General features: G+C 57.1%; 16 protein-coding genes. 7 read left to right on the top strand and 9 right to left on the bottom strand.

All coding sequences use genetic code 11. The features are described from left to right. The first annotated feature begins 2 nt into the window (after positions 1–2). From BJF97_RS10280 to BJF97_RS10270, 3 genes are read left to right on the top strand one after another with little or no spacing between them, the layout of a single operon-like run. Positions 3–800 (top strand): transketolase, encoded by a 798-nt coding sequence (locus BJF97_RS10280; RefSeq protein ID WP_014228633.1) that lies wholly within the window; start codon positions 3–5, stop codon positions 798–800. After that, positions 800–1711 carry a transketolase family protein gene (locus BJF97_RS10275; RefSeq protein WP_014837954.1) on the top strand — a complete coding sequence of 304 codons (912 nt, stop codon included), beginning with the start codon at positions 800–802 and terminating at the stop codon, positions 1709–1711. Before BJF97_RS10280 ends, BJF97_RS10275 begins: the two co-directional genes overlap by 1 nt. 53 nt (positions 1712–1764) lie before the next feature. After that, positions 1765–2175: a PTS sugar transporter subunit IIA gene (locus BJF97_RS10270; RefSeq protein WP_070082900.1), complete on the top strand. Its 411-nt coding sequence runs from the start codon at positions 1765–1767 to the stop codon at positions 2173–2175. 66 nt (positions 2176–2241) lie between these two features. Here the strand turns inward: BJF97_RS10270 and BJF97_RS10265 are convergent, their stop codons facing one another. The 9 genes from BJF97_RS10265 to lrp all read right to left on the bottom strand — a co-directional run bounded on the left by BJF97_RS10265 (position 2242) and on the right by lrp (position 16014). Continuing rightward, positions 2242–3390 carry an MFS transporter gene (locus BJF97_RS10265; RefSeq protein WP_009653261.1) on the bottom strand — a complete coding sequence of 383 codons (1149 nt, stop codon included), beginning with the start codon at positions 3388–3390 and terminating at the stop codon, positions 2242–2244. Between the two features lie 274 nt (positions 3391–3664). Next, complete coding sequence (locus tag BJF97_RS10260) at positions 3665–4528, bottom strand: dimethyl sulfoxide reductase anchor subunit family protein (protein WP_025107512.1); 864 nt, start codon at positions 4526–4528, stop codon at positions 3665–3667. Position 4529: 1 nt separating this feature from the next. Beyond that, positions 4530–5147: a DMSO/selenate family reductase complex B subunit gene (locus BJF97_RS10255; protein WP_032694248.1), complete on the bottom strand. Its 618-nt coding sequence runs from the start codon at positions 5145–5147 to the stop codon at positions 4530–4532. A gap of 10 nt (positions 5148–5157) precedes the next feature. Next, positions 5158–7596 carry a dimethylsulfoxide reductase subunit A gene (dmsA, locus tag BJF97_RS10250; protein WP_032694249.1) on the bottom strand — a complete coding sequence of 813 codons (2439 nt, stop codon included), beginning with the start codon at positions 7594–7596 and terminating at the stop codon, positions 5158–5160. Between the two features lie 200 nt (positions 7597–7796). Further along, positions 7797–9089, bottom strand: coding sequence for a serine--tRNA ligase (gene serS / locus BJF97_RS10245; RefSeq protein WP_009653254.1), 1293 nt, complete (start codon positions 9087–9089; stop codon positions 7797–7799). A 91-nt stretch (positions 9090–9180) separates the two neighbouring features. After that, a complete protein-coding gene (gene rarA, locus BJF97_RS10240) occupies positions 9181–10524 on the bottom strand; it encodes a replication-associated recombination protein RarA (protein WP_004849446.1) in 1344 nt (447 codons plus the stop codon). Positions 10525–10532: 8 nt separating this feature from the next. Further along, positions 10533–11144 carry an outer membrane lipoprotein chaperone LolA gene (gene lolA, locus BJF97_RS10235; protein ID WP_004130911.1) on the bottom strand — a complete coding sequence of 204 codons (612 nt, stop codon included), beginning with the start codon at positions 11142–11144 and terminating at the stop codon, positions 10533–10535. Between the two features lie 121 nt (positions 11145–11265). Continuing rightward, on the bottom strand, positions 11266–15384 hold the full coding sequence (gene ftsK, locus BJF97_RS10230) for a DNA translocase FtsK (protein ID WP_032694250.1): 4119 nt from the start codon (positions 15382–15384) through the stop codon (positions 11266–11268). A 135-nt stretch (positions 15385–15519) separates the two neighbouring features. Next, complete coding sequence (gene lrp / locus BJF97_RS10225; protein WP_002439523.1) at positions 15520–16014, bottom strand: leucine-responsive transcriptional regulator Lrp; 495 nt, start codon at positions 16012–16014, stop codon at positions 15520–15522. Between the two features lie 531 nt (positions 16015–16545). Between lrp and trxB the strand changes: the two genes are divergently transcribed. From trxB to aat, 4 genes are all read left to right on the top strand, one after another. Then, a complete protein-coding gene (gene trxB / locus BJF97_RS10220) occupies positions 16546–17514 on the top strand; it encodes a thioredoxin-disulfide reductase (RefSeq protein ID WP_004849433.1) in 969 nt (322 codons plus the stop codon). Positions 17515–17628: 114 nt separating this feature from the next. Then, positions 17629–19395: a heme ABC transporter permease/ATP-binding protein CydD gene (gene cydD / locus BJF97_RS10215; RefSeq protein ID WP_032694251.1), complete on the top strand. Its 1767-nt coding sequence runs from the start codon at positions 17629–17631 to the stop codon at positions 19393–19395. Further along, entirely contained in the window at positions 19396–21117 is a 1722-nt protein-coding gene (gene cydC / locus BJF97_RS10210) for a heme ABC transporter ATP-binding protein/permease CydC (RefSeq protein WP_070082899.1), read from the top strand. Between the two features lie 38 nt (positions 21118–21155). After that, positions 21156–21860, top strand: a complete 705-nt coding sequence (gene aat / locus BJF97_RS10205) for a leucyl/phenylalanyl-tRNA--protein transferase (RefSeq protein WP_032694253.1) — start codon at positions 21156–21158, stop codon at positions 21858–21860. Positions 21861–22092 lie beyond the last annotated feature (232 nt).

Here is a 22092-nt window from a genome sequence, read left to right as displayed (position 1 = left end):
ACATGAACATTGATGAACTGAAATCCCACGCGCTTGCCGCCCGCCGCGAGATCGTCACCATGATTTACGAGTCCGGAATTGGCCATCCGGGCGGGGCGCTGTCAATAATCGACGTGCTTACCTGGCTCTATTACCAGGAAGTCGATCTGGCCGCCTCCCCCCGCTCGCGCGTGGTGATGAGTAAAGGCCACGCCGTCGCCGCGCAGTACGCCATGCTGTATCAACAAGGCAAGATCGAGCGCAGCGAGTTCAATACGTTCCGACAGATCAACTCGCGCCTGCAGGGGCACCCGAGCATTAAGTCGCTGCCGGAAGTCGATGCGACAACCGGACTGCTGGGTCAGGGGCTGTCGATTGCTTTTGGTATGGCGGCCGCCAAAAAGCGGCGCAACGATCCGCACCGGGTATTTGCCATCGTTGGCGATGGCGAAATGCATGAAGGCCAAATCTGGGAAACCTTACAGCAGGCCGGGCATATGAAAATGGATAATCTGGTCGCCATCATCGATTACAACGGCTTCTCTTCCCACGATCCGGTCAATGACGTCGTTAATCTCGAGCCGCTGGCGGACAAAATCCGCAGCTTTGGCTGGCATGTACTGGAACTGCACAACGGCAATGATATGCATCAGGTTGCCGATACCCTGATGCTATCCCGTCACCTGAAAGGTAAACCTGTCGCCATCGTGGCGCGCACCACCAAAGGTTCCGGCGTCAGCTATATGGAAAACAACGGCGACTGGCACTCAAAAACCCCGAGCAAAGAACAATTTCAGCAGGCGATGGAGGAGTTACAGTGATGAAAGCACCCCGTGATGAGATCGGGCATGCCCTGATTGCGCTAAAAGAAAAGGGCTATCCCGTTGTTGTTATCGACAGCGATTTAGCCAGCTCTACCCGTACCGACCAGTTTCAGGCCGTCTATCCTGAGGCCTTTTTCGAAATGGGCATTGCGGAAGGTTCCGCCATGAGCTTCGCGGCCGGCCAGGCGCTGGAAGGCTTTATGCCCTTCTATGTTAACTTTGCGATGTTCGTCACCGGCACCGCCTGGACCCAGCTGCGGCAGGCGTGCTATGCCAAAGCCAACATCAAACTCGTCGGTAGCCACCCCGGTATGGATGATGGCCCGGACGGCGCTTCACACCATGCGCTGGAGGATTTAGCGCTGACCCGCGTCCTTCCGGGGTTAACCGTCCTGACCCCGGCAGATGCGGAAGAAATCGCCGAGGCCTTCGAGCAGGCGGCAAAAATAAAGGGACCCGTTTATATTCGCGTGGCGCGCGAGCCGATGCCGGTTCGCGACAAAAGCGTCGTTCCGCGGGTCAGCGATATCGCCGCCATCGCCGACAGCGGCACGGATTTTGCGATTCTGTTTGAAGGAACGGTACTGGAACAGGCTACCGACGGCTATGAAAAGCTGCTCGCCAGCGGCAAAAAGGGCAAGCTTATTCACGTTGCAACCGTCAAACCCTTCAACCAGCAGGCATTTTATCGGCTGGTCGAAGGCTGCCCGCTTATCGCTACGCTTGAAAATCACACCGTCAACGGCGGCCTCGGCGGCCTGATCGCGGAAACCCTGGCGCAAAAGGCACATCCGGCGCGCCTTACGCGTCTGGGAACGCAGGACACATTTACCGAATCGGGTAATAGCAGGCAGCTAAAAGCGAAATATGGCATCTCGGGAGACGCGCTGTTTAACGCGCTACGTTAACCACCAGCCGAGCCGGTCAGTTGGCGGTCGGCTCGCGCGTAAAGGGAACGTTTATGGAAGAGAGGCTATTTTCCGCCTGTCAGTTCACCAGCGACTGCCTGAGCTGGCGCAGCGCCGTTCATCTCGCCTGCCGCCCGCTTGAGGAGCAGGGAAAAATCACCGGGGGCTATGCCAGGGCTATTATCAGCGCCACGGAGCAGGATGGTCCCTGGTATATATTGAGCCCGGCGTTTGCGCTACCGCACGCGCGTCCGGAAGCCGGCGTGCTGAGCAGAAACAGCGCGCTTTCGCTGCTTTGCTGTAGCGAGGCCGTTGATTTTCCGGAGCATCCCGGCATTCGGCTGATAGTCGTACTGGCGGCGGCCGATAGTGAACAGCATATCCAGACCATCCAGCGGTTAGTCTGCTGGCTGGATGAGGGGGAGAGACTTCAGCGATACAGCACGGTGCAAAACCGCGCATAGTTTATTGCGCTTCTTGCGTCGCATTAATCCATAGCCAGGGTCGTGCCCTGGCTATGTTCTGAAAAATCAGGCGTGCGCCACCGGCGTAGGATGGTGCCCCGCTTTGCGCAGCAGCGTCAGCAGGTAGATGAATGACACGCTGGCAATCATGATAAACAACAGATTGTCAGAGAAGTTCTGCATCAGCATGGCGGTCAGCGTCGGCCCAAGTAGGCTGCCCACGGTATAGCTCATTAACAGCGCCTGGTTCATCGCCACCAGCTGATGACGCTCAACTTTTTCGCAGGCCCAGGCCATAGCCACCGGATAGAGCGTGAAGCCGGAAGCGCCCAGCACGAACAGCGCGGGCGCCATTGCGGCCTGGCTTAACATCGCCAGACAGCCGAGAATCACCACAAACACCTGAACGCGCAGGACCAGCAGACGGCCGTAGCGATCGGCGAGCCGGCCAATCGGCCACTGCCCCACGATACCTGCGCTCACCATCACCGCCATCCAGAAGCCGATGCCGGAATCGCTAACGCCCTGGTGGTTGAGCCACAGCGGCATCAGGCCATACAGCGAACCGAGCACAATGCCGGAAATAATGCAGCCGTTGACGCCATGGCGGGCCTGACGCAGCCTTAACATTGGCCAGATACGCGCCGGTTCGTGCGGCTCATCGGCCTGAGTCGCCACGCGAGCAAACAGCAGCGGCAGAATGGCCGCCAGCGCCAGCGCCGTCACCCACGGCAGAACGCTCATCAGATCCGTCGGCAGCTTGCTGACCATTAACTGGCCCAGCACCGTGCCGACGTAATAAATCATCATATACGCCGCCAGCAGGCGACCCCGGCTCCGCGAAGTGCCGCTACAGACCAGCGCGCTCTCCACCACCACCCAAATCATCGCGCAGCCGACGCCGGCGATAAAGCGCCAGCTGAACCAGCTCCAGAAGCCCAGCGTAATACCAAGACCCACGCAGCCCACGGCAAAAATAACCGATGCCAGGTAATAGCTGCGGTTAAAGCCCAGACGCTTAATTACCCATCCGGCAAGCAATGTTCCCACCAGATTACCGGTAAAATAGGACGAGCCCACCATCCCGACCTGCCAGGTCGGCATATTTTCATGGGCGAGCCAAAGCGGGACGAGCGTATTTAAAACCGCTATCGCCAGGGTCAACAAAAGCAGGCCACAGAGCAGCATTTGCACTGGCCGGGTGTAGATGGTCATGGATATAAACCGTGATGGAGTTCAGATTTCGTGCGCATCATGCCACTGCTGCAAACATTGTCAATCCGCCTGAAATCAGGCGTGACGCGGTTTGCGGGGGAACGATAGAAGTTTTTTATCCAGCGGATCGACAACAGAATAGCTATTTATATTATTCCATTGTTTTTATTAATTTATTGGAAAATAGCGGTGGGAATATCGGTAGAAATATTTCATGAATCGACCGCACTTTTTATCGCGCCAGAATAAGGGTTTCTGGCGCGATAAAGGGCGATTAGCTGGCGATTGCCATTCCAACGGTCATATGCAGGCCGTAGAAGACGCCGCGGCCGATCGTCTCACCGATCAGCACCAGCACAAAAGCCAGCCCCAGCATCGGCAGCGCAGGCTGGTAGCCTTTGAGCTGGGGAGCAATCCAGCAGACCAGCGCCAACGCCAGCGCAACCAGGCGCCACGCCATCAGCGAGCCGTAGGCCGGCACCAGCGCCGAGGCCTGCTGAATAGAGCTATGGATTGTCGCCAGCTCGCTGCCTTGCATCAGCACCACGATGGCGCTAATCACCAGCGCCAGCAGGGTCACCGCCGGCAGCAGGCGCATCGCCCAGCCGTTGACATCGGCAACGCGCAGCAGCAGATATCCCAGCAGCGGACCGCCGATAAACATCGTCAGGAAGAAGCTAAGCGGCGTCCAGACCGTATACCAGGTGGGTACCGTATCAATAGTGTTATAGACGCGGACCATCATCCAGACGAAGATAATCCCCAGCACCATGGTAATGACCAGCCAGAGATGACGCAGCCCCGCCGGTAGCTTATTGACCACCGCCAGCAGCCAGCCAATGCCGCCGACGGCGAAGAAAAGCGCCCCGCTGGCGATTTCGTTACTGAGCGACGAGGCGCCTACGCGATTGAGCGAGTTAAACGCGCGCATGGGCGACCCAAGATGCAGGGTTGAGGCAATAAAGCCCACGCCCATCAGCACCCACAGGCCAAACATGCTCCACACGACGCGCTGCTGCTGTTCACGCGATAAGTCGCCTTTCATTAGCGCCAGAGCCAGCACAATAAAGCCGCCCACCACGCACTGACCAAAGACCGTGAAAACAATCAGCGGCCATTCATGCCATCCACTCCCCATCTCACACCTCCTTCGGGTTGGCCAGGTAGCCGGTGGTATCTCCACACGGTCGGCTGTTGGCGTTAGGTTTAATCACGATACTCGGTTTAGTGAAGTGGGCCGAAGGCAGCGGCGCAACGGCGGCCAGCTGGTCGTGTTTTTGGCGCAGCTCTTCAATCGGGCCGAAATCTAACGCGCGCAGCGGGCAAGATTCCACGCAAATCGGCTTTTTGCCGTCGGCGACGCGCTCGTGGCAGCCGTCGCATTTGGTCATATGACCTTTTGTCGCATTGTACTGCGGCGCGCCGTACGGGCAGGCCATATGGCAATAACGACAGCCGATACAGACATCTTCATCGACAACGACAAAGCCATCTTCACGTTTATGCATCGCCCCGCTCGGGCAAACTTTGGTGCAGGCCGGATCCTCGCAATGGTTGCAGGCAATAGAGAGGTAATAGGCAAAGACGTTTTGCTGCCAGACGCCGTTATCCTCCTGCCAGTCGCCGCCGGCGTATTCGTAGATACGACGGAAGCTCACTTCCGGCGTGAGGTTTTTATAGTCTTTACAAGCCAGTTCGCAGGTTTTGCAACCGGTGCAACGGGCGGAATCAATAAAAAATCCATATTGAGTTGTCATCGGTTACTCCTTACAGCTTTTCAACCTGGACGAGGTTGCTATGCGATGGATTGCCTTTCGCCAGCGGCGACGGGCGTTGGGTGGTCAGCACGTTAATGCAGCCAGCCTGATCCACGCGGCCTGCGTCCGGGTTATACCAGGCCCCCTCACCCAGCGCGACCGCGCCCGGTATCATGCGCGGGGTCACTTTGGCCTCGATATGCACTTCACCGCGATCGTTAAAAATGCGGATCCGATCGCCATTGGCGATACCGCGCTTCTGTGCATCAAGCGGGTTGATCCACATCTCCTGACGGCAGGCGGCTTTCAGTACGTCAACGTTGCCGTAGGTGGAGTGTGTGCGGGCTTTATAGTGAAAACCGGTCAGCTGCAGCGGATACTTTTTCGCCAGCGGATCGTCATAGTTTTCAAACCCAGGGCTGTATATCGGCAGCGGGTCGATAACATCCTCTTCTTTCAGCTCCCAGGTCGCGGCAATTTCCGCCAGCTGCGCAGAGTAGATTTCAATTTTCCCTGACGGCGTCGTGAGCGGATTGGCGGCGGGATCTTCGCGGAAAGCTTTATAGGCAACGTGGTGGCCTTCCGGATCGCGCTGTTTGAAGATTCCCTGCTTGCGGAATTCATCAAACGGCAGCAGCGCCGGGATCGCTTTACGGGATTGCTCATAAAGGTGACGCAGCCACTCTTCCTGAGTGCGGCCTTCGGTGAAACGTTGCTCAACGCCCATGCGCTTCGCCAGCTCCGTGGTCATCTCATAGATGGTTTTGCATTCAAAACGCGGCTTGATGGCCCGATCGGCAAAAATCACGTATGACATGTTGCCGCAGGAGGCATCGAGGGCAAAATCCATCTGCTCCGAAGCCGTACAGTCCGGCAGCAGAATATCGGCATATTTCGCCGAGGAGGTCATATGGCAATCAATGACCACAATCATCTCGCACTTCTTGTCATCCTGAAGGATGTCATGGGTACGGTTAATCTCTGAATGCTGGTTGACCAGGCAGTTACCGGCATAGTTCCAGACCATTTTAATAGGCACGTCGAGCTTATCTTTGCCGCGCACGCCGTCGCGCAGCGCGGTCATTTCCGTCCCGCGCTCAATCGCATCGGTCCACATAAACATGGAAATACTGGTTTCCACCGGATTATCCAGCGTCGGCATACGTTCAAAAGGCAGGGAGTAAGAACCTTCACGCGCGCCGGTATTGCCGCCGTTAATCCCGACGTTGCCGGTTAAGATTACCAGCATGGAAATCGCGCGGGAGACCAGCTCACCGTTGGCATGGCGCTGTGGGCCCCAGCCCTGAGAAATATAGGCAGGTTTAGCGCCGGCGATTTCGCGCGCCAGCTGCACGATACGCGCCTGGGGAATGCCGGTAATCGTCGACGCCCACTCAGGGGTCTTCGCGATACCGTCTTTGCCCTGACCGAGAATATAGGCCTTATAGTGGCCATTGGCCGGCGCCCCTTCCGGCAGCGTTTTCTCGTCATAGCCTACGCAGTACTTGTCGAGGAAAGGCTGGTCAACGAGGTTCTCGTTAATCATCACCCACGCCAGCGCGGAGACCAGCGCAGCATCGGTTCCCGGGCGGATAGGGATCCACTCGTCTTCGCGTCCGGCGCCGGTATCGGTATAGCGTGGATCGATAATAATCAGCCTGGCGTTAGATTTCTCCCGCGCCTGTTCCAGGTAGTAGGTCACCCCGCCGCCGCTCATGCGGGTTTCCCCGGGGTTATTGCCAAACAGCACCACCAGCTTGCTGTTTTCGATATCCGACGGGCTATTGCCATCGGCCCAGCCGCCGTAGGTGTAGTTCAGTCCCGCGGCAATTTGCGCGGTGGAGTAGTCGCCATAATGGTTGAGATAGCCGCCGCAGCAGTTCATCAGGCGGGCAATCAGGGTTTTCCCCGGTGGCCATGAGCGAGTCAAGGTTCCGCCGAGGGTTCCCGTTCCGTAGTTCAGATAGATGGACTCATTACCGTACTCTTTTATCAGGCGCTGCATATTGCTGGCGATAGTATCGAACGCTTCTTCCCAGCTGATTTGCTCGAATTTGCCCTCGCCGCGTTTGCCCACGCGCTTCATCGGATATTTCAGGCGGTCCGGGTTGTAGACGCGTCGACGCATCGAGCGGCCGCGCAGACAGGCGCGAACCTGATGCAGACCGTCGTAGCTATCGTCGCCGGTATTGTCCGTTTCAACATATTTTATCTCACCACCCACCACATGCATCCGCAGCGGGCAGCGGCTGCCGCAGTTCACCGTACAGGCGCTCCAGGTGACCGTTTCGCTGGCGGGGTTGAGGTTGTCTGCGGCTTGGGCAATGCGCGTGAAGGGTAAGGTAAAAGCGCTGCTGGCCATCGCCAGCCCGCCAATCGCCGTGGTTTTCATTAAACCACGCCGGCTCACCTCAGCAGCCAGTAAAGCATCGGAGGTTTTGGTTTTCATAGATACTCGCTTTGGTTGCTCACAATTAACTTAATGCCGTTATATGGTTATATATACAACGAAATTAACCTTTATTAGTTTTTTATCCTGTTTAATCCAAAGGGAGTATCTTCGTAATCGCGAAGGCGATTATTGCCCGGTATCAAGAAGGGGGTAAAAAAAAAGCGCCCGCAGGCGCTTTTGAGAAGAGCGTTGAAAAATCAGCCGATAAATTCAAGGCCGCGCATATACGGACGCAGAACTTCCGGGATCTCGATGCGACCATCCGCCTGCTGATAGTTTTCCATCACCGCGACCAGCGTACGTCCGACCGCCAGGCCAGAACCGTTCAGCGTGTGTACGAGGCGAGTTTTCTTGTCAGATTTGCTGCGGCAGCGTGCCTGCATGCGACGCGCCTGGAAATCCCAGACGTTGGAGCAGGAAGAGATCTCACGATAGGTATTCTGCGCCGGCACCCACACTTCCAGATCGTAGGTTTTGCATGCGCTGAAGCCCATATCGCCCGTGCACAGAGCCACTTTACGATACGGCAGACCCAGCAGCTGCAGCACTTTCTCGGCGTGGCCGGTCATCTCCTCCAGCGCCGCCATGGAATCTTCCGGACGTACAATCTGCACCATCTCGACTTTGTCGAACTGGTGCATACGGATCAGACCGCGGGTATCGCGGCCGTAAGATCCGGCTTCAGAGCGGAAGCACGGCGTATGCGCGGTCATTTTGATCGGCAGATCGTCTTCATCAATGATTTCATCGCGAACCAGGTTGGTCAGCGGAACTTCCGCCGTCGGGATCAGCGCGTAGTTGCTGCTGTCGGCTTCTTCTTCCAGCGGACGAGTATGGAACAGGTCGCCGGCGAATTTCGGCAGCTGACCGGTACCGTACAGCGTGTCCTGGTTAACCAGATACGGGACGTAGTTTTCGCTGTAGCCGTGCTGTTCGGTATGCAGATCCAGCATAAACTGCGCCAGCGCGCGATGCAGGCGTGCCAGCTGGCCCTTCATGACCACAAAGCGAGAACCGGTCAGCTTCACGGCGGCGGCAAAATCCAGCCCTCCATGCATTTCGCCCAGCGTGACGTGATCGCGAACGTCAAAATCGAACTCACGCGGGGTTCCCCAGCGGCTGACTTCAACGTTGTCGTTTTCGTCGCGACCGGCCGGAACGTCGTCGTGCGGGATATTAGGGATAGCCAGCGCGATATCGCGGATCTCCGCCAGCAGCGCGTCCAGCTCGGTCTTAGCGGCATCAAGCTGCTCGCCGAGTTTGTTCACTTCCAGGCGTAATGGCTCAATATCTTCCCCGCGCGCTTTCGCCTGGCCAATGGATTTCGATCGGGAGTTGCGCTCCGCCTGCAGGTTTTCAGTTTGAACCTGCAGAACTTTACGACGCTCTTCCAGAGCGCGAAGTTTATCTACATCCAGCTTAAAGCCCCGGCGTGCCAGTTTTTCTGCGACTGCGTCTGGCTCGGTACGCAGCAGATTGGGATCGAGCATGCTTATCCTGTGCTTATCGAATTAATAAAAGAAAAATGGCCGCAGAGCGCGACCACGGAAATAGTGTGACAACCTTACCGCAACGCCTCAATTATCGGTAGCGTTTTATCGGGCTATTTTGATCCTGTTCGGTTAACCAGGCGAGCTTTTCGCCTATTTTGCCCTCCAGCCCCCGGTTTGTCGGCTTATAATAGCGCGTTTGCGCCATTTCCTGCGGGAAGTACTGCTCCCCGGCGGCATAAGCATTCGGTTCATCGTGAGCATAGCGATACTCTTGCCCGTAGCCCATCTCTTTCATCAGCTTCGTTGGGGCATTGCGCAAATGAACCGGGACGTCGTAATCGGGACGTTCGCGGGCGTCGGCCATTGCCGCTTTAAACGCGGTGTAAACCGCGTTGCTTTTGGGCGCACAGGCAAGATAAACAATGGCCTGTGCAATCGCCCGTTCGCCTTCCGCCGGTCCGACACGGGTAAAGCAGTCCCATGCGGAGATCGCAACCTGCATCGCGCGCGGATCGGCGTTGCCGACATCTTCCGAGGCAATCGCCAGGCAGCGGCGGGCAACGTAGAGCGGATCGCCGCCGGCGGTAATAATCCGCGCGTACCAGTAGAGGGCGGCGTCCGGGGCGCTGCCGCGAACCGATTTGTGCAGCGCGGAGATTAAATCGTAAAAGCGATCGCCTTTGTTGTCGAAACGCGCGCTGCGCTCACCGGCAATTTCAGTCAGCAGCTCAACTTTCAGCACGCGATTGCCGGAGGCGTCGGCTTCGGCCATATCGGCCATCATTTCCAGCGTATTCAGCGCCCGGCGCGCATCGCCGTTGACAAGGTCAGCGATGGCCTTGCGCGTCTCGTCCGGCAGGACGATATTTTGCCCGCCGTAGCCGCGCGTTTTGTCGCTCATCGCCTGGTTGAGCACCTGCTCGATGTCGTCGCTGGTCAGCGACTTGAGCAGATAAACGCGCGCGCGGGATAACAGCGCGGAATTGAGTTCAAAGGAGGGATTTTCCGTCGTCGCGCCGATAAAGGTGATGGTCCCGTCTTCAATATGCGGCAGAAAGGCGTCCTGCTGGCTTTTATTGAAACGGTGCACTTCGTCGACAAACAGGATCGTGCGGCGACCCGCGTTGCGGTTTTGGCGCGCGCGTTCAATGGCCTCGCGGATCTCTTTCACCCCGGAGGTCACCGCTGAGATACGTTCAACGTCGGCGCTGGCGTAGCGCGCAATCACTTCGGCCAGGGTGGTTTTTCCTGTCCCGGGCGGCCCCCAGAGGATCATCGAGTGTAGATGCCCGGCCTCAATCGCCCTCGGTAAGGGTTTACCCGGCGCCAGCAGGTGCTGCTGGCCAATGTACTGCGCTAAATTTTCTGGCCGCATACGGGCGGCCAGAGGTTGAAACGCGTTATCGGAAAAATCGAGCGACAGGTTGCTCACGTTCGCCTCTATTTACGTTGATCGTCCACCGTAACCCCTTGCGGCGGCGTAAAGGTGAACTTAGATGCATCCACGGCACCATTTTGTTGCGATTTCAGCTGATAGCTGCTGCGTTGATCGTCCTGTTCCACGGCGCTGAACTGATGAATCGTACCGTCGCGACCCACGTTGATGGTGAACTGCTTCAGATTACCGCTGCCGTTTTTCGGCGTCAGAACAAAATCATCACCGTTCTGCTTAATGTTGTAGTTCTGCCAGTCGCTGGCCTGATTGCGGGCAATCAGCATAAACGGCGTGTTGCTGGTCGCATCTTTCAGCCAGGTAGCGGTAGCCTGCTCAACAAACGGGTTGTAAAACCACAGCGTTTTGCCGTCGGAAACCAGCACGCTTTCATCCGGCTGGGTCATATGCCAGTTGAACAGATTAGGCCGCTTGACCCACAGGTCCCCCTGCCCGTCCTGCACGGCATTACCGCTGCCGTCGGTGACCTTCTGGGTAAAGCTGGAGTGGAAGCTGCTCACTTTATCAAGGCGGCTTTTTAAATCGCTGGCGGCATCCGCCCATACCTGACTGACGACAAAACTGGACAGTAATGCACAGGTGATTGCGAGTTTTTTCATTGTTATTCCTTAATGTGCGTCACTCCCGACGCGGGAGCCTGGTCTGCTGCTAATGTAGAACGGCCAATGACCGTAAAACAGCAGAACAGGCTGATTTTCACTTATTTACCCAACTTTGCGGTTACTCAAAAGGCGGCGGCGCCAGCACTTCACGGTTACCGTTATGCCCCTGCTCGCTCACGATCCCCTGAGCTTCCATTTGCTCAATGATACGCGCGGCGCGGTTATAGCCAATGCGGAACTGACGCTGTACCCCAGATATGGAGGCTTTGCGTTTTTCCGTCACAAAGTTGACGGCCTGATCGAACAGCGGATCGAGCTCTTCACCGCCCTCATAGCCACCGCCGCCGCCTTCGCTTTCGCTATCGGAGGTAATGCCATCGACATACTGCGGACGCCCGCGCGCCTTCCAGTCCTGAACGACGGCGTGAACTTCCTCGTCGCGTACAAAAGCGCCGTGGACGCGCACAGGGATCGTCGAGTTAGGCGCGGAGTAGAGCATATCGCCCATTCCCAGCAGTGATTCCGCACCGCCCTGGTCAAGGATAGTACGCGAGTCAATTTTACTCGATACGGTAAAGGCGATACGCGTCGGGATGTTAGCTTTAATCAGGCCGGTGATAACGTCAACCGACGGTCGCTGGGTCGCCAGCACCAGGTGGATCCCAGCGGCGCGCGCTTTCTGCGCCAGGCGCGCAATCAGCTCTTCCACTTTCTTGCCGACGGTCATCATCAGGTCGGCAAACTCGTCGACCAGCACCACGATGTAAGGCTCTTTTTTCAGTACCGGATGCGTCGCATCCATACTGTCGCCAGGCTTCCAGTAAGGATCCGGAATGGGCCGTCCCATACGTGCGGCTTCAGCAATCTTCTCGTTATAACCCGCGAGATTACGTACGCCCAGCGCAGACATCAGTTTATACCGGCGCTCCATCTCGTTGACGCTCCAGCGCAAAGCATTGGCCGCGTCTTTCATGTCCGTCACGACTTCCGTTAACAGATGCGGTATTCCCTCATAGACCGACAGCTCGAGCATTTTCGGGTCAATCATGATGAATTTCACATCTTCCGGCTGCGCTTTATAGAGCATGCTGAGGATCATGGCGTTGACCCCAACGGATTTACCGGAACCGGTGGTACCCGCCACCAGCAGGTGCGGCATCTTCGCCAGATCGGCAGTGACAGGTTCGCCCGCAATGTCTTTCCCGAGGACCACCGTGAGCGGTGAAGGATTATCGCGGAATTTCGCATTATCCAGCACTTCACGCAGGTAAACGGTCTGGCGCTTTTTGTTAGGCAGCTCCAGGCCAACGTAGGGTTTACCCGGGATCACTTCCACCACGCGAACCGCCGCAGTGGACAGAGAACGGGCCAGATCGCGCGACAGGTTGGAAATGCGCGCCGCTTTCACGCCCGGCGCCAGGTTAAGCTCAAAGCGGGTAATAACCGGGCCAGGTGAGTAGTTCACCACATCGGCTTTAATGCGGAAATCGGCCAGACGAGCTTCAACCAGACGCGCCATTTGCTCTAGAGCAAAGGTATCGATCGGCTCAACTTCAGCCGGTGGCGGCGTGAGCAGGTCAAGCGAGGGCAGCAGCGTCGTCGGCTTCTGTAACGGGCGACTGTCGCCATTGCGCATCAACAGCGGGTGAATGAGACTTTCCTGCGGCTGCGGGATCGGCTGCTGCGGAGCCTGCTGCTGCGGATAGCTGCCAGGAGCCTGCTGCGGCATCGGCTGATGGTGAACCGGCTGCTGCTGCGCGGGTTGATAAGCCTGCTGCTGCGCATGTTGCGGCGGCTGAGGCATCTGCTGGTACGGCATCGGCTGCTGTACGGGCTGCGAATGCTGGGCCGGCTGCTGATACTGCGGGGCAGGCTGCTGTACTTCCGGCAACGGCGTGAAGACAGGCTCGCTCGGCGTATCATCAACTAACGTTTTCATTGGTGAGAATTCATAATCCGCCGCAGAGAACGGATGCGATCCCGGCGGCTGCTCGCTGGCGTAGCGCTGCTGCTGGGAAGCGGCAAACTGACGGGCAAGTTCGGCTTCAGCGGCTGAATCCTCGTCTACATCATCCTCTTCCGCAGCGTAGCTATCGCCATAGCGCTGATTTTGCGCAGCCGCGAACTGACGCGCCAGCTCACCCTGCTCAAGCTCTGCTACTTCCTCGTCCGTCAGCGCATCGTCATCATAGTGCTGATGCTCTGCCTGACGCGCACGTTCTTCAGCCAACCGCTGCGAAGGCAGCTTAATGCCATAGGAAGCCAGCTCACGGCGCGTGGGCACGCGAACGCGGTTTGGACGCGGCAATTTCGGCCCTATGCCCTCTTTTACCTGCGCTCGCGGGCCGCCCGACGCCGGGCTAAACAGCGGCGCGGCGCTGGATGCGGTAGATGCGACGGAGGCCGCCGCGGCGCTAGCAGAGGCCGCCCCGGTGGCCTGATGGACGCCAGCCGCCAGCGCGCTCACCGCGGCAACATCAGCCGCCGGAGCAGGCGGAGGCGCGATCGGTTTTGTCGCAACCGGACTGACCGGCTCCGGAATCGGCTGATACCATGCGGCAAGCTGCTCGCGTTCACGCGCGCGTTTCTCTTCCACTTCTTCGAAGTAGTACATCGGCGGACGCTGAGGCTTCACCTCCTCTTGCGGAGGCTCAGGCTCAACGGAGGCGGCGTAGGGCTCAGGCTGCTGTACCGGGGCCTGTTCCGGCTGGTACGCGTGCTGCGGCTGGTAAGCCGGTTCCGGCTGATATGCTGGCTGCTGTACCGGGGCCTGTTCCGGCTGGTACGCATGCTGCGGCTGGTAAGCCGGTTCTGGCTGATATGCTGGCTGCTGTACCGGGGCCTGTTCCGGCTGGTACGCATGCTGCGGCTGATAAGCCGGTGCTGGCTGATATGCTGGCTGCTGTACCGGTGCCTGTTCTGGCTGGTACGCATGCTGCGGCTGGTAAGCCGGTTCGGGCTGATACGCTGGCTGCTGTACCGGGGCCTGTTCCGGCTGGTACGCATGCTGCGGCTGATAAGTCGGTGCTGGCTGATACGCTGGCTGCTGTACCGGTGCCTGTTCCGGCTGGTACGCATGCTGCGGCTGATAAGCCGGTTCAGACTGATATGCTGGCTGCTGTACCGGTGCCTGTTCCGGATGATAGACCGGCTGAGCCTCATACCCTGGCAGCGGTTCAGACCATGCCTGCGGCGCAGCGGTATCCTGCGCGGCCAAAGCCACCGGATCGGCAATGCTATGACCGTTTAACAGAGGATCGTAGGGGTCAAAATCGCCGGGACGTGCCGCACTGACGCCGGAGAACAGAACATCATCAGCATTTGCCGGACGCGCTGCGCTGGAGCCAGAAAAAAGGACATCGTCAGCGGCAACAGGCGCACCGCCGGCGCTGTACTGCACCTCGTCTTCGGCGTCATCCATCCGTTTACCCGAGAACAGCGCCGCATCGGTCTTACGTCCCATCGGGTTAGAGAACTTCTCAGCCAGACGCTGGCGGCGAGCTAAGGCGCTGCGTAAAATTCGCGCGCGTCGAGAACCCTGCTGCTTCGCGGGTTCATCATCTTCATATTCTTCTTCATCATCTTCATATTCCCCTTCATCAACCCAGGTATCGTCACGACGGGTACGGTTGCTGGCAAACGTGAGAATAGAAAGAATCGCACCGCCGAGTTTTTCAGCAATGCTAACCCAGGACCAGCCGGTAAATAGCGTCAGTCCTGCCGCCCAGATGCAGAGCAGCGCGATTGTGCCGCCGCTGCTGTGCAGCAGCGGTTGCAGGGTGGTGCTCAGCAGGCTGCCGATCACGCCGCCGGAGGCGAAATACCAGATATCATCAGCGTTGATTGCCGCCAGACCGCAGGAAGTGAGGATCAGCGCCAGCGCGCCAATTAAACGCAGCGAGACGGCGAAATAGTCGATGTACTCGTCGTTTTCTTGATGACGCCAGGCAAACCAGCAGCCGCCGATAATGATGACCGGAATGGTATAGGCCATTACGCCAAAAATAAAAAATAGCGTATCGGCAAGCCAGGCTCCCGGCGTCCCGCCTATGTTGTGAATAGGCTCATGCCACGCCGTTTGCGACCAGCTAGGATCCGAGGGATTAAAGCTGAGTAAGGCCGCCATCAACCAGATGGCAAAAAGGGAGCAAAGAATGAGTAACGCCTCAAGGAGCCGGCGTCCGCTACTCAGCTTTGTGAATTTGACTTCTTTGTCTTCAGTGTATTCCTGGCTCAAGAAAGGCTCTCCAGGTATCAGGCTGTTTCCTGCCTTCGGCTAAAACGGACAACAGTGCCGGGTCTCCCCGGCACTGTTGCTGTATGGATTAACAGGAGTGTAATCAAACTACATCGATTTTGCACCTGTTCCGTGTTAGCGCGTCTTGATTACCAGACGATTACTCTGCTTGACTTCTTCCATTACCACATAGGTACGGGTGTCATTTACGCCCGGCAGGCGCAGCAAGGTCTCGCCCAGTAATTTACGATACGCTGACATATCCGGTACGCGGGTTTTCAACAGGTAGTCAAAATCCCCGGAAACCAGATGACACTCTTGAATTTCTTCAAGTTTTTGCACAGCGGAGTTAAATTGCTCAAACACATCCGGCGCGCCACGATTCAGAGTAATCTCAACAAATACCAGAAGTGATGCATCCAGATAGTGCGGGTTGAGCAGCGCTGTATAGCCCTGAATAAAACCCTGTCTTTCCAGTCGACGCACGCGCTCAAGGCAAGGCGTCGGAGAAAGTCCCACCCGTTTAGAAAGCTCGACGTTGGAAATACGCCCGTCTTTTTGCAATTCATTCAATATATTACGATCAATGCGGTCGAGATCTTTGCCAGGGCGCTTCTTGCTATCTACCATTATTATTGTCTCTCTGTATTCCTTCCCTACTCCTGTTCCGACTCTGAGCCTTCACTGCCAGAGTCCATCCTGTTATCACCCGTACGACGTTGGGTAACCCAGGGGTACGTGAGAAGCCCGTTGCCTGACGGCAGCCACCGACATCACGCATGGCGTCTGTCCACACCATGCGTAGATTTCGCTAACCCGGATAAAAATGGCATTTGCGTGCATGAAAATTCGCCACACGCGAAACACTGCTTTTCTTCTTCCATGAATGTTTTCGCAAAAGCACAGGGGATTGTCAAAGCAAAACATCGATTTTTAGTACAAGATGCCAGATATTCATAATCCTCCCCGGTTGATTCTCATGTTTTCCTCTTATAATTGTCTCGCTAACAGTAGAATTAGTTATATTCTTCGTTCGTTAAATCGCCGATTAATCGGCAGCTTCTATTGCACATATCGTTAACAAAACCGCCGCGCTCTTTTTTTACGTCCACAAATTCCCTACAATCCAGCTCATGTATGCCAATAAATTATGAGGATCTCATGGGCACGGCCAAACACAGTAAACTGCTTATTCTTGGTTCTGGACCTGCGGGATACACCGCTGCGGTCTACGCAGCGCGCGCAAATCTGCAGCCGGTACTGATTACCGGAATGGAAAAAGGCGGTCAGCTGACCACCACCACGGAAGTGGAAAACTGGCCAGGCGATCCTAACGATCTGACCGGACCGCTGCTGATGGAGCGCATGCATGAACATGCCACCAAATTTGAAACCGAAATTATTTTCGATCATATCAACAGCGTCGACCTGCAAAACCGTCCGTTCCGTCTGGTCGGCGACAGCGGCGAATACACCTGCGATGCCCTGATTATTGCCACCGGCGCTTCAGCACGCTATCTGGGTCTTCCCTCGGAAGAAGCGTTTAAGGGCCGCGGCGTGTCTGCCTGTGCGACCTGCGACGGTTTCTTCTATCGTAACCAGAAGGTTGCCGTCATCGGCGGCGGCAATACGGCCGTCGAAGAGGCGCTGTACCTGTCTAACATCGCTTCCGAAGTGCATTTGATCCACCGTCGTGACGGCTTCCGCGCGGAAAAAATCCTTATCAAACGCCTGATGGACAAAGTGGAGAGCGGCAATATCGTGCTGCACACCCACCGTACGCTGGAAGAAGTGACCGGCGACCAGATGGGCGTAAGCGGCTTGCGTCTGCGCGATACCCAGAATGCGGATAACGTTGAATCCCTGGAGGTTGCGGGGCTGTTCGTGGCTATCGGCCACAGCCCGAACACGGCAATTTTCGCCGGTCAGCTGGAGCTGGAAAACGGCTACATTAAAGTCCAGTCCGGCATCCACGGCAACGCCACCCAGACCAGCATCCCGGGCGTCTTCGCCGCCGGCGACGTGATGGATCATATCTACCGTCAGGCGATTACTTCTGCGGGTACCGGCTGCATGGCAGCGCTGGACGCGGAGCGCTATCTGGATGGTTTAGCCGACGCTTGCAAATAATCTTTACAAGTCAGTAACAAAGGTAAAGAAGGCGACGAAAAGTCGCCTTTATTTTTGCCTCGTTGTAACATTGCCGTGCCCAAAAAACTCATAACTACACCTGCTAAGCGCGCAATGAATAAAACCCGTCAACAAGAGTTAACCCGTTGGTTAAAAGATCAAAGCATTATCTCCCGTCGCTGGTTGATGATTTCCCGCGTATTGGGCGTCGTTAGCGGCCTGTTGATCGTCGCCCAGGCCTGGTTCCTGGCGAGGATCCTCCATCGCATGATTATGGAAAATATCCCCGCGACGGCGCTGCTGCTGCCCTTTACGCTACTGGTGCTGGTCTTTGTGCTGCGCGCCTGGGTGGTCTGGCTGCGTGAAAGAGTGGGTTTTCAGGCCGGTCAACATATCCGCCTTGAGATCCGCCGTCAGGTTCTGGATCGCTTACAGCAGGCGGGACCGGCGTGGATACAGGGCAAACCTGCGGGTAGCTGGGCCACGCTGATCCTTGAGCAGATCGACGATATGCATGACTACTATGCTCGCTATTTGCCGCAGATGACGCTGGCCGCCTCTGTACCGTTGCTGATTGTTATTACGATTTTCCCCATCAACTGGGCCGCGGCGCTAATTCTGCTGGGTACCGCACCGCTTATTCCGCTGTTTATGGCGCTGGTGGGAATGGGCGCGGCTGATGCCAACCGGCGCAACTTTCTCGCTCTGGCGCGTTTAAGCGGCCATTTTCTCGATCGCCTGCGCGGTATGGAAACGCTGCGTATTTTTCATCGCGGCGAAGCGGAGACGGACAACATACGCGAGGCCTCGCAGGATTTCCGCCAGCGAACAATGGAAGTGCTGCGCCTGGCGTTTCTCTCCTCCGGTGTCCTGGAGTTTTTCACCTCGCTGTCGATTGCGCTGGTCGCCGTTTACTTTGGTTTTTCCTATCTGGGAGAGCTCAACTTTGGCCATTACGGCGCCGGGGTGACGTTGATGTCCGGTTTCCTCGCCCTGATTCTGGCTCCTGAGTTTTTCCAGCCACTGCGCGATTTAGGCACCTTTTATCATGCGAAAGCGCAGGCGATTGGCGCCGCCGATAGCCTGAAGACCTTTATGGAAGCGCCGCTGGCGCAGGCAGAGCGTGGGGAAAAGGCATTAAAAGATGATGAAACGGTAAGCCTTGAAGCTCGCGACCTGCTGATTAAGTCTCCCGAAGGGAAAGTGCTGGCCGGGCCGCTGAATTTTTCCCTGCGCGCCGGTGAACGCGTGGTGCTGGTTGGGCAAAGCGGCTCGGGCAAAAGCTCGCTACTGAATACGTTAACGGGTTTTCTTCCCTATGACGGCTCGCTCAAGGTCAATGGCGTCGAGTTAAAGAGTCTGGATGCCGACCGCTGGCGTCGTCTCCTGAGCTGGGTCGGGCAAAATCCGCAGCTGCCCGCGGCGACGCTGCGCGAAAACGTCCTGCTCTCCCGCCCTGAAGCCACCGAAGCGCAGCTGCAGCTTGCGCTGGATAAAGCCTGGGTTAGCGAGTTCGTCTCTCTTCTGCCGCAGGGTATTAATACGCCTGTTGGCGATCAGGCCGGCCGGCTGTCGGTCGGGCAGGCTCAGCGCGTCGCCGTCGCACGAGCGCTGCTGGTGCCCTGTCGTCTGCTGCTGCTTGATGAGCCTGCCGCCAGCCTTGACGCGCATAGCGAACAGCGCGTGATGCAGGCGCTGACCAATGCATCAACGCAGCAAACCACGCTAATGGTTACCCATCAGCTGGAAGGACTGGCGAGCTGGGATGCGATCTGGGTTATGCAGGATGGTCGAATTGTTGAGCAAGGCAGCTATTCGCAGCTGGCGGCCGCTGGCGGCCCCTTCGCGACCCTACTCGCTCATCGTCAGGAGGAGATTTAAATGCGCGCATTATGGCCTTACCTGGCGCTGTACAAACGACACAAATGGCTGTTGCTGCTCGGTATCGTGCTGGCGATCGTGACGCTGCTGGCCAGCATTGGCTTATTAACGCTATCCGGCTGGTTCCTGTCGGCATCAGCCGTCGTTGGCGTGGCGGGCATCTACAGCTTTAACTATATGCTGCCAGCCGCAGGCGTGCGCGGCGCGGCGATTATTCGCACCGCTGGCCGCTACTTTGAGCGTCTGGTCAGCCATGACGCCACCTTCCGCGTTCTGCAGCACCTGCGGGTCTTTACCTTCAGTAAGCTGCTGCCGCTCTCCCCCGCCGGGCTGGCGCGTTTTCGTCAGGGCGAGCTGCTTAACCGGGTGGTTGCAGATGTCGATACCCTGGATCATCTCTATTTGCGCGTCATATCACCGCTGGTAGGCGCGCTGGTGGTGATCCTGGTCGTCACCGTAGGGTTGAGCGTGCTGGACGTCACTCTGGCCCTGACCCTCGGTGGTATTATGCTGCTCACCCTGCTGGTGATGCCGCCGCTGTTCTATCGCGCAGGTAAACCCGCAGGTGAAAGCATAACCCGGCTTCGCGGGCAATATCGCCAGCATCTGACCTCATGGCTCCAGGGACAGGCGGAACTCATGCTATTCAACGCCAGCGACCGCTACCGGCAGCAAATGGAAAAAACGGAAGCGCGCTGGCTGGATGCGCAGCGTCGCCAGGCTGAGCTGACCGCGCTCTCTCAGGCGCTGATGCTGCTGATTGGCGGAATTGCGGTTATCGCTATGCTGTGGCTCGCCTCCGCGGGCGTTGGCGGCGATACTCAGCCAGGGGCGCTGATTGCGCTGTTTGTCTTCTGCGCGCTGGCGGCGTTTGAAGCGCTGGCGCCGGTAACCGGCGCATTTCAGCATCTGGGGCAGGTGATCGCCTCCGCAAAGCGCATCACGCAAATTACCGAGCAAGAGCCGGAAGTGACTTTCACTCATGGCGAAGGCCAGACGCTGGAGAACGTCTCGTTACGCTTACATCAGGTCACCTTCAGCTATCCGCAGCAGCCCTCCCCCGCGCTGGAGAAAGTGTCATTGCAGATCGAGGCCGGAGAGCATATCGCCATCCTCGGACGAACAGGCTGCGGTAAATCGACCCTGCTGCAGCTGCTGACCCGTGCATGGGATCCGGCTGAAGGGGAAATCTTACTCAACAATCAGCCGCTGGGGCAGTTTAATGAGGCGACGCTGCGCCGGGCGATGAGCGTCGTGCCGCAGCGCGTACATCTGTTCAGCGCTACGCTGCGCGACAACCTGCTGCTGGCTTCTCCCGGAGCCAGCGATGCCCGACTTGCCCAAACGCTTGAACGCGTCGGCTTAGCGAAATTACTGGAAGATAGCGGTCTGAACAGCTGGCTGGGTGAAGGCGGTCGTCAGCTTTCCGGCGGCGAGCTGCGCAGGCTGGCTATCGCCCGCGCCCTGCTTCACGATGCGCCGGTCATGCTGCTTGATGAACCCACTGAAGGCCTCGATGCGACGACCGAAAGTCAAATCCTTGATTTACTGGCGGAAGTGATGCGTGAAAAAACCGTGTTAATGGTAACCCATCGTCTGCGCGGACTGGCGCGTTTTAATCAGATAATAGTCATGGACAACGGGAAGATTATTGAGCAAGGTAGTCACGCAGAACTGCTGGCTGAACAGGGGCGTTACTACCAGTTTAAGCAGCGCATGTAGGCTACTATTGAATCATTGCCTGATGCGTTGAGGTAAAAATGCGGCTGGTTCAGCTCTCTCATCATTCCATCGCCTTCCCCTCCCCGGAAGGCGCTTTACGCGAACCTAATGGCCTGTTAGCGCTGGGCGGCGATCTTAGCCCGGCGCGTTTACTGATGGCCTATCAGCGCGGTATTTTTCCGTGGTTTTCGCCCGGCGACCCTATTTTGTGGTGGTCCCCCGATCCGCGAGCGGTACTGTGGCCAGAGAAATTTCATCTCAGCCGCAGTATGAAGCGTTTCCATCAGCGCTCGCCTTATCGCGTCACGCTGAATCACGCCTTTGGTCAGGTTATCGAGGGCTGCGCCGACCACCGCGATGAGGGAACATGGATAACGCCGGGGATCGTTCAGGCGTACCACCAGCTGCATGAGCTGGGACATGCTCATTCTGTTGAAGTATGGCAGGGAAAGAAATTAGTCGGCGGGATGTACGGCGTCGCGCAGGGCGCGCTGTTTTGCGGAGAGTCGATGTTCAGCCGTGCCGAAAACGCCTCTAAAACCGCGCTGCTGGTCTTTAGCCAGAGATTTTCGCAGGATGGCGGAAAATTAATCGATTGTCAGGTGCTGAATAAGCATACGGCGTCGCTGGGCGCAGTGGAAATTCCCCGCCGCGATTACCTCGACTATCTTTCCGTGCTGCGGACGTATCGTCTGCCGGAGCGATTCTGGGTACCAAGGATGCTATTTGCAGGAGAAGCATAAATGTTTTCAGCACATTTTTTGTTGGGATGTTATAATTGCGCGGTAGAGTAGCTTCTGCCCGTTGCCCCGCCGCCGTTTGGGAATAATAAGAGTCAGATAACACCCATTGTTCTGTCACTCCCCCTTTACGTTTGCGCCTGTCACCCGGTTTATCCGCGTGAATTACGGGTAATGCGCCAAAACTACTTCGGCGATTTGACGTAAAACTTTACATACTTGCTGAACTTCGGCA

Origin of the sequence: Klebsiella sp. LTGPAF-6F, from assembly GCF_001753185.1 — a bacterium.
GTDB lineage: Bacteria > Pseudomonadota > Gammaproteobacteria > Enterobacterales > Enterobacteriaceae > Klebsiella > Klebsiella michiganensis.
The sequence above is the reverse complement of the archived record's forward strand: the minus strand, read 5'-3'. Positions and strand labels throughout refer to the sequence as shown.

Excerpts from the sequence above, each read along its gene's own strand:
- BJF97_RS10280 (WP_014228633.1), top strand. The coding sequence starts at position 3 with ATGAACATTGATGAACTGAAATCCCACGCGCTTGCCGCCCGCCGCGAG.
- BJF97_RS10275 (WP_014837954.1), top strand. The coding sequence starts at position 800 with ATGAAAGCACCCCGTGATGAGATCGGGCATGCCCTGATTGCGCTAAAA.
- BJF97_RS10270 (WP_070082900.1), top strand. The coding sequence starts at position 1,765 with ATGGAAGAGAGGCTATTTTCCGCCTGTCAGTTCACCAGCGACTGCCTG.
- BJF97_RS10265 (WP_009653261.1), bottom strand. The coding sequence starts at position 3,390 with ATGACCATCTACACCCGGCCAGTGCAAATGCTGCTCTGTGGCCTGCTT.
- BJF97_RS10260 (WP_025107512.1), bottom strand. The coding sequence starts at position 4,528 with ATGGGGAGTGGATGGCATGAATGGCCGCTGATTGTTTTCACGGTCTTT.
- BJF97_RS10255 (WP_032694248.1), bottom strand. The coding sequence starts at position 5,147 with ATGACAACTCAATATGGATTTTTTATTGATTCCGCCCGTTGCACCGGT.
- dmsA (WP_032694249.1), bottom strand. The coding sequence starts at position 7,596 with ATGAAAACCAAAACCTCCGATGCTTTACTGGCTGCTGAGGTGAGCCGG.
- serS (WP_009653254.1), bottom strand. The coding sequence starts at position 9,089 with ATGCTCGATCCCAATCTGCTGCGTACCGAGCCAGACGCAGTCGCAGAA.
- lolA (WP_004130911.1), bottom strand. The coding sequence starts at position 11,144 with ATGAAAAAACTCGCAATCACCTGTGCATTACTGTCCAGTTTTGTCGTC.
- lrp (WP_002439523.1), bottom strand. The coding sequence starts at position 16,014 with ATGGTAGATAGCAAGAAGCGCCCTGGCAAAGATCTCGACCGCATTGAT.
- trxB (WP_004849433.1), top strand. The coding sequence starts at position 16,546 with ATGGGCACGGCCAAACACAGTAAACTGCTTATTCTTGGTTCTGGACCT.
- cydD (WP_032694251.1), top strand. The coding sequence starts at position 17,629 with ATGAATAAAACCCGTCAACAAGAGTTAACCCGTTGGTTAAAAGATCAA.
- cydC (WP_070082899.1), top strand. The coding sequence starts at position 19,396 with ATGCGCGCATTATGGCCTTACCTGGCGCTGTACAAACGACACAAATGG.
- aat (WP_032694253.1), top strand. The coding sequence starts at position 21,156 with ATGCGGCTGGTTCAGCTCTCTCATCATTCCATCGCCTTCCCCTCCCCG.